General features: G+C 58.2%; 8 protein-coding genes and 1 pseudogene. 6 read left to right on the top strand and 3 right to left on the bottom strand.

Annotation, left to right across the window (positions count from 1 at the left end; all coding sequences use genetic code 11):
* Positions 1-55 precede the first annotated feature (55 nt).
* The 4 genes and pseudogenes from IGS51_RS22455 to rodA all read left to right on the top strand — a co-directional run.
* Positions 56-418, top strand: a pseudogene (locus IGS51_RS22455) (DUF948 domain-containing protein); the annotation flags it as partial.
* A gap of 863 nt (positions 419-1,281) precedes the next feature.
* Positions 1,282-2,031: a TPM domain-containing protein gene (locus IGS51_RS20685; protein ID WP_297080651.1), complete on the top strand. Its 750-nt coding sequence runs from the start codon at positions 1,282-1,284 to the stop codon at positions 2,029-2,031.
* Between the two features lie 225 nt (positions 2,032-2,256).
* Positions 2,257-2,877 carry a precorrin-8X methylmutase gene (locus IGS51_RS20680; RefSeq protein WP_205370563.1) on the top strand — a complete coding sequence of 207 codons (621 nt, stop codon included), beginning with the start codon at positions 2,257-2,259 and terminating at the stop codon, positions 2,875-2,877.
* A 196-nt stretch (positions 2,878-3,073) separates the two neighbouring features.
* Positions 3,074-4,330, top strand: a complete 1,257-nt coding sequence (gene rodA / locus IGS51_RS20675; RefSeq protein ID WP_297080650.1) for a rod shape-determining protein RodA — start codon at positions 3,074-3,076, stop codon at positions 4,328-4,330.
* Positions 4,331-4,400: 70 nt separating this feature from the next.
* Here the strand turns inward: rodA and IGS51_RS20670 are convergent, their stop codons facing one another.
* From IGS51_RS20670 to IGS51_RS20660, 3 genes are all read right to left on the bottom strand, one after another.
* Positions 4,401-4,784, bottom strand: coding sequence for a VOC family protein (locus IGS51_RS20670; protein WP_297080649.1), 384 nt, complete (start codon positions 4,782-4,784; stop codon positions 4,401-4,403).
* A gap of 27 nt (positions 4,785-4,811) precedes the next feature.
* Positions 4,812-5,018 carry a hypothetical protein gene (locus IGS51_RS20665; protein ID WP_225906743.1) on the bottom strand — a complete coding sequence of 69 codons (207 nt, stop codon included), beginning with the start codon at positions 5,016-5,018 and terminating at the stop codon, positions 4,812-4,814.
* 334 nt (positions 5,019-5,352) lie between these two features.
* The gene (locus tag IGS51_RS20660; protein ID WP_297080648.1) at positions 5,353-5,634 is read right to left on the bottom strand and encodes a DUF3253 domain-containing protein; all 282 of its coding nucleotides are present in this window, start codon (positions 5,632-5,634) and stop codon (positions 5,353-5,355) included.
* Between the two features lie 45 nt (positions 5,635-5,679).
* Here IGS51_RS20660 and IGS51_RS20655 point away from each other — a divergent pair, with 45 nt between their 5' ends.
* Both IGS51_RS20655 and IGS51_RS20650 read left to right on the top strand, forming a co-directional pair.
* Entirely contained in the window at positions 5,680-6,309 is a 630-nt protein-coding gene (locus IGS51_RS20655; RefSeq protein ID WP_297080647.1) for a flavin reductase family protein, read from the top strand.
* 56 nt (positions 6,310-6,365) lie between these two features.
* Complete coding sequence (locus IGS51_RS20650; protein ID WP_297080646.1) at positions 6,366-6,839, top strand: nucleoside deaminase; 474 nt, start codon at positions 6,366-6,368, stop codon at positions 6,837-6,839.
* Positions 6,840-7,069 lie beyond the last annotated feature (230 nt).

The following is a 7,069-nucleotide window of genomic DNA, read 5'->3' as shown; positions in this document are numbered from 1 at the left end:
GCCCCCCGGCCCGTGATTCTCGCTTGACGTGAGCAGAGGTTAATGCAAATCTGCCGTGTCTGATCCCCTGTTTTGGCTGGCATTGTCGCTGCTGCTGGTGGCCGTCTCGCTGACGGCTGTGCTGGTGGCGCTGCTGCCTGCGGTTCGAGAACTGTCGCGGGCCGCCCGTAGTGCCGAGAAGCTGTTCGACACGCTGAACCGAGATCTGCCGCCCACGCTGGACGCGATTCGCCGGACGGGGCTGGAGCTAACTGATCTGACCGATGACGTGAGCGAAGGCGTGCAGAGTGCGGGTCGCATGGTCAAGCAGGTCGATCAGAGCCTTTTGGGGATGCAGCAGCAGGCAAAGAAAGCCCAGCGCGTGACGCGCAGCCTAGCCGTGGGGTTTCATGCGGCCTGGCAAACCCTATTGAAGCCTGCGCCACCACCTGCCAGACCCACCCGCCGCGCCGTGCCGCCAGACTGGGAGGGCGATCGCCCCGCTCGATACCCCCACGCATCGCCGAAGCGGTACGATGCCCAAGACGATTGGGAGGATTCGGATGTCCCGCCTCGCGCCTATGGGGCTGAGACATATGCTGACGAGTATGCTGCCCGCAGCCCAGAGACCCAAAGCCCAGAGACCGACTTTGACAGCGCCCACGATCCCGATAGCTATGCGCCCAAGGTCTATAGCTCGGAGCAGTATGACGAGCCGAACCGCTGGGAGGATGCCCCTGCGTCTGAGCCTGCTAGACCTGATGCAGCAGCGCCATTGCTGAGTCGGCGATCGCCCACGTCCACTCGTCCTCTGGAAGGCGAAGCCCGCGACGGTTTTGAACAGGATCTTCGGGAAGAAGACCTTCCACCGCTGGAAAATCGACCCTAAAGCCCCCCTCTCGTCCTTCTCATAAACGCCACAGCGCCCGTTGACAGGCGTTTACCCTCTGCCTTGCGCTTGCTCACGATTCCGGCAATCGTCCGCGCCGACGGTCGAGAAGTGGCGCGGACGTTTCCGTGTCTACACTTGTTTACACCACTTGTTTACACCTGCGGAATGCAGCGCTTCACGAAAAGCTGACGACCATCAGGAAGCCTGTTCGAGGGGTTGAGCGAACGTTCAGACCTCACCCCTGCTATATTAGACTAAGGTAAAGAATCGTAAACAATTGCGGCTATCGCTTAAGCTTTGCCACAGGTTAGGATTCTAGTCATCTCTACACGCTGATGAAGCTGATAAGTTTGCCCATGCTGCGGTCATTGTTTTCTCGGTTGAGTCTTGGTTTGTGGGTCTCGCTGCTGATGCTTTCGACTTGGGCGATCGCCCCAGCTGCCTATGCCTACGACAACCCTGATCTGCTGCCCGATCGACCGACCAACATCATCGATTTGGCAAACGCCCTCACCGACACCCAGCAAGACCAGCTGGATCAGCATTTGCAAGATTTTGAAGCCGAAACGGGCTGGAAACTGCGCGTCCTCACCCAGTTCGATCGCACCCCCGGTCGCGCTGTCAAAGACTTTTGGGGACTCGACGACAAGAGCGTCATGCTCGTCGCTGACCCGCGTGGCGGCAACCTGCTGAACTTCAGCGTCGGCGACGCGCTGTACGATCTTCTCCCCCGCACCTTCTGGATCGAGCTACAGACCCGCTATGGAAACCAGTTCTTCGTCCGCGACAACGGTGAAGATAGTTCGATCATCCAGGCGCTCCAGTCGATTGAAACCTGCCTGCGTCAGGGTGGCTGCAACGTTGTGCCTGGTCTGCCCCGCGAACAGTGGATTTTGACGTTAATTACCTCGGTGCTGGGGGGCATCATCTGCGGTTTTGCGGCCCATCCGCGCAAGCCCGGTCAGGTGATTGCATGGCAGTGGGCGCTCATCTTCTCGCCGCTCTGGGGCATTTTGTTCATTGCGTTTGGCATCGCCCCAGTGATTACCCGCACCGCCGACTGGCTGCCCCTGCTGCGGAACGTGGCGGGCTTTGCAATGGGCGCTTTGGTGGCGTTCTTGTCGCCCATGTTCAACGGCTCCACACCGTCTGAAACTTGAGGTTCGGTCGGCTGGGGGCACGTCTGCGGGCGGCGCAATGGGCCTTCCCGACGCGAACCGACTCTGGTCAGAACCTTCCCTCTTGATCTCTGCAAGGCTCCCTGAAATGGCGAGGTGGCTTCGTGAAGGCGGCTTTTTCCCACAAGTTCTGCGAAGTGCAGGGCAATGGCGGGATGGAAATGTGCCACTATTGAATGTCAGTTAGCACCCTGAGGAACCGGGCGCATGGAGTGGCATATTACCGATGCTCAAAGCCTGAGAATCATCGATCGGGAAATAGGCAATCACGCCTTTTCGCCTGCGGAATATGAAATTGTGCGGCGAGTTATTTACGCAACGGCCGACTTTGAGTATCGGGATCTGATTCGCTTTTCGGAGCAGGCGTTGCAAGCAGGAGCCGCAGCCCTCGCAGCCCGCAGCACAATTATTGTAGATGTGCCAATGGTGCAGGTCGGCATTGTGCCAATTATTCAGGCGACATTTGCCAATCCGGTCTATTGCAGCATGGACGCTCTGACTCGCCCGCAGCGCGAGAAAACCCGCGTGTCCTGGGGTATCGAAACGCTGGCTCGTCGCTATCCAGAGGGCATTTTTGTTGTTGGGCAGGCCCAAACCGCCCTCTCTGGATTAGTCGATCTGATTGAAAAAGAAGAAATTAAGCCTGCGCTGGTGATTGGCACGCCAGCCGGATTCATCGGCATGGAATCGGCGGTAGAGCGGCTGAAAGATTCTCTGGTTCCCCATATCCGCATTGAGGGGCGCAAGGGCAATGCGGTGGTTGCAGCAGCAATTGTCAGCGGGCTGGTGGATCTGTCGTGGCAGGCCTACGGAAAGGAAAACGAGTGAAGCTAGAGAGCCACAGAGCCACGAGATAGGCGACAGGGAACTTGCGGCAAACCGTGAGAGACTGGTTTACTTGGGCTGACCAGCTTTGGGATGGTTCCAACCCATGCTTCCCTGACTGGATCGAGCGCCCGATCGGTTACTATCGGGGTTGCAAGGTTTCGGATTTTGCGCGGTTTCTCAATCTCTTCTAAGGCCTATGCTACAAAAGTCCTTCATCAGCCGTCTCCGCTGGAAGTCGCTGATTTATCCCTGGCAGGACGTGGATTGGACGCTGCTGCTGTTGACGGTGGCGCTGACTGTGTTGGGGGGGCTGGCGATCCGGAGTGCTGAGCTAACGCTGCAACTGACGGACTGGATTCAGCATTGGGTTACAGGCGGGGTGGGGCTGGTGCTGGCGCTGGCGATCGCCCGCTGGCGCTACGACAACCTGGTGAACTGGCACTGGCTGATTTATGCCATTACCAACGTGTCGCTGATCATCGTGATTCTGATTGGCACAACGGCAAACGGGGCCCAGAGCTGGGTGACGATTGGCAACTTCAACGTGCAGCCGTCAGAATTTGCCAAGGTCGGCGTGATTATTTCCCTGGCGGCGATTTTGCACGAGCGGACGGCTTCGACGATTCCAGCTATGCTCCAGGCGATCGCCATTACAGGGCTGCCCTGGCTGCTCATCATGCTGCAACCCGACCTAGGCACGGGTCTGGTGTTTGGGGCAATTACCCTAGGGATGCTGTACTGGGCGAACGCCAATCCCGGCTGGCTGCTGCTGCTGCTGTCGCCGCTGGTGTCGGCTATTTTGTTTAGCGTCTATTTGCCGGCCTGGTTAGCCTGGACGGCGCTGATGATTTTTTTGGGATGGCGCACCCTGCCTTGGCCACTGCCGGGGGCAATTGGCGCAGCAACCATCAACCTGGTGGCCGGCGGCATGGGCAAAATTCTTTGGGGAATGCTGAAGCAATATCAGCGCGATCGCCTGACGCTGTTCCTTGATCCTGATAAAGACCCCCTCAACGGTGGCTATCACCTGATTCAGTCGCGCATTGCCATCGGCGCGGGGGGGCTGTTTGGTCGGGGGCTGAATCAGGGCACTCAGACGCAGTTGAATTTCATTCCTGAGCAGCACACCGATTTTATTTTTTCTGCGATTGGTGAAGAGTTGGGCTTTGTCGGCTGTGTGGCAGTGCTGATTTGCTTTTGGCTGGTTTGCTTCCGGCTAGTCATCATCGCGCAAAACGCCAAAGACAACTTTGGTTCGCTGCTGGCGATTGGCGTGCTGGCGATGATTGTGTTTCAGGTATTGGTCAACATCGGCATGACAATCGGCCTGGCCCCGATTACTGGCATTCCGCTGCCCTGGCTGAGCTACGGGCGATCGGCCCTGCTCACCAATTTCGTCGCGATTGGGCTGGTGGAGTCCGTCCACAATTTCCGGCAGCGATTGCGCTTTTAGTCTAGATAGTCTGGATAGACCGGGCCCGTGGTTAGGGTTCGAGGGCAGGCATAAGATTAAGCGGGCTAGATTAAGCGGGCTGATGGCAAACCGCCTCGATGCGATACCCATCAGGGTCTAGCACAAAGGCGGCGTAATAGTTGGGGTGATAGTGGGGGCGGAGCCCGGGTGGGCCGTCGTCGGTGGCTCCGTGGGCGATCGCCGCTTTGTAGAATTCATCTACAGCCTGACGGCTTTCGGCCTGGAAGGCGAGATGGAAGCCAATGGCGGGCTGGATTGGAGTTGAGAATTCCGCTTTGTGCGCGATCCAAAACATTGGGCGCTGGCCCGGGCCGTAGGCAGCAATATGCGGCAGGGCAAAGCATCGAGTAAAGCTCAGCGGCGCAAGGATAGCATCGTAGAAGGCGAGGCTGCGCGACAGGTCAGCAACACCCAGCGAAAGATGGTCGAACATGGTTGGGGCAGGTGCAAATATCCAGCCCTAACGTACCACAGACAACTCATCGACAACGTGGACATGGCCGCGGCACACTGCGCGGAGAACCCGGTTGATGGCGTAGCGTTCCTCTTCGCTCAATGAATCTTCTAGAATCGCGGCGAGAAGACCGTAGCGATCTGCCAGCGTCAACACGCCCGTTACACTGGCTTGGGCAAAGAGTTCAGCGATCGCACCGGGAAGTAGGCTCATAGACGGAAGCATGGTTAGTGAGAGGCTTTAAGGAAAAGTGACGTTTTCAGGAACGTAAAGCGATTCAGGATGTCTTAAATATCGGGGATTTCTCGGATTTGGGAAGTGATAGAGCGGGGGGCGATCGCGTGATTCCACCCGTAAGATAAAGTGACCCATCCGGTTGCTAAACGTGACCAAATTGGGGCGATCGCGTGATGGAGATCACAGGAGGAACGGCGAAATGACCCGCACCCTTGCCCAAAAACTCGGCATCAAACCCGGCGCTCGCTTTCGTCTCATAGAAGAGGTGGGGACGTGAGGCAGGCAGGCTGGCTTGCGGCGGGAGTAGAGTTTACGAAACGTCCCCATTCCCCCGATCCGTCGCCTGCTTAAATCGAATTGGCCCCTTTGCGGTCTGTGGGTCAACGGGGATGCCCTTCTGGGTGACGACGATCGCCCCAGATTTTGCCAGTTCTGCCCCCACCTCGCGCACCAGCGGCATCAGCGATCGCCAGGTTTCGCCACCGAGCGATCGCGCCACTTCCGACGGGCAAATGCTCTTGTCGGGCCCGCGCTGTTGCACTTGTTTCAGGATGCATTTCAGGATGCATTCGCGAATCGTGTCAGAATTCATGCCATCCCCTGTTATGTCTGACCTAACCCTCTATGGACATTGATTATGGAAATTGATCCAGAGTTGCTGGAACCGTCGCTGCGCTACAAGCTGCTGATTGGCAGCGTCGTGCCCCGCCCGATTGCCTTTGTCTCCAGCCTATCGCCCCAGGGCGTGGCCAATCTTGCGCCGTTTTCCTATTTCAATGCGGTGGGGCATATTCCGCTGTCGCTGATGTTTAGCATCAGCCTGAAGCCCGACGGCAGCGAGAAGGACACCCTGCGGAACGTGCGCCCGCCCAGCGAAGGCGGCACGGGAGAATATGTCATCAACTTGGCGATCGAATCCTACGCGCATCAGGTGGCGGAATGTGCCGAGCCGCTGCCCTATGGTGAGTCCGAGTTTGACTATGTGAACCTGTCGCCTGCGCCCAGCAAGGTCGTGAAGCCGCCCCGCGTGGCGGAGTCGCCCGTTGCCTTTGAATGCCGCACGCTGCAAATTATCCCAGTGGGTCAGTTTCATGTGGTGATTGGGCAGGTGGTGCATCTGTTTGTGCGAGACGACGTGCTGGGCGATCGCAACCGGATTGATTCTGACAAGCTGGGCGCGATTGGGCGGATGGCGGGCTATGAGTATTGCCGCACGGGCGATCGCTTCGAGATTCCCAACGGCTTTCTCAAACCAGCCGAAAGCTAGCAAAAGGGTGGGATGATGGGGGACGTATCGATTCGGTGTGATCAGGAGTGACCGAAATGAGTGCTGTCAGTGAGCAGGATTTGGTGCTGTTGCGGCGGGCGATCGCCCTGTCCCATAGCGCCCGCGAGCATGGCAACCGTCCCTTTGGCGCAGTGCTGGCGGATGCGTCGGGTCACATCCTGGCGGAGGGCGAAAACACTCAGGTCACCGACCACGACTGCACCGGGCACGCCGAAACTAACCTGCTGCGGCAAATGGACAAAAGCCTGAGCCTGGACAGGCTGGAGCAATGCACCCTCTATGCCAGCACCGAACCCTGCCCGATGTGCGCCGGAGCCGTGTTTTGGAGCGGCGTAGGGCGACTGGTGTATGCCCTCAGCAGCGATCGCCTCTACCGCACCCAGGGCGACTCGCCCTACCAACTGCCGCTCAGCGCCGAAGAAGTGCTGAGGCATGGCAAGCGCCCAGTCAAAGTGATTGGCCCGGTGCTAGAAGAGGAGGCCCTGGAAGCGTTCTCGGATTTTTTCTAGCGGGCAAATCGGCTCAGGGCTAAATGCGGGTCATGGGCTTCAGGCGCTCGACAGCCTTTGTTCGATGCGTTAGCCGTCAAGGGTTGCCAAACCTCAGGGTCACCAAACGTCAAGGCTCGCCAAACGTCAAAGGTTGCCAGACGTCAAGGCTCACCAAACGTCAAAGATCGCCAAAATATTCGGGGGTGAAGCTGCCGTGTAGCCCATAGGGGACGTGATGCCGCAGCCGC

Source organism: Thermoleptolyngbya sp. M55_K2018_002 (assembly GCF_015295965.1).
GTDB lineage: Bacteria > Cyanobacteriota > Cyanobacteriia > Elainellales > Elainellaceae > Thermoleptolyngbya > Thermoleptolyngbya sichuanensis.
Note: the sequence above shows the minus strand (reverse complement) of the source record. Positions and strands in the feature narration are given on the sequence as shown.

Bases quoted from the DNA above. Each gene is read 5' to 3' on its own strand.
- IGS51_RS20685 (WP_297080651.1), top strand. From the start codon at position 1,282: ATGCTTTCGACTTGGGCGATCGCCCCAGCTGCCTATGCCTACGACAAC.
- IGS51_RS20680 (WP_205370563.1), top strand. From the start codon at position 2,257: ATGGAGTGGCATATTACCGATGCTCAAAGCCTGAGAATCATCGATCGG.
- rodA (WP_297080650.1), top strand. From the start codon at position 3,074: ATGCTACAAAAGTCCTTCATCAGCCGTCTCCGCTGGAAGTCGCTGATT.
- IGS51_RS20670 (WP_297080649.1), bottom strand. From the start codon at position 4,784: ATGTTCGACCATCTTTCGCTGGGTGTTGCTGACCTGTCGCGCAGCCTC.
- IGS51_RS20665 (WP_225906743.1), bottom strand. From the start codon at position 5,018: ATGAGCCTACTTCCCGGTGCGATCGCTGAACTCTTTGCCCAAGCCAGT.
- IGS51_RS20660 (WP_297080648.1), bottom strand. From the start codon at position 5,634: ATGAATTCTGACACGATTCGCGAATGCATCCTGAAATGCATCCTGAAA.
- IGS51_RS20655 (WP_297080647.1), top strand. From the start codon at position 5,680: ATGGAAATTGATCCAGAGTTGCTGGAACCGTCGCTGCGCTACAAGCTG.
- IGS51_RS20650 (WP_297080646.1), top strand. From the start codon at position 6,366: ATGAGTGCTGTCAGTGAGCAGGATTTGGTGCTGTTGCGGCGGGCGATC.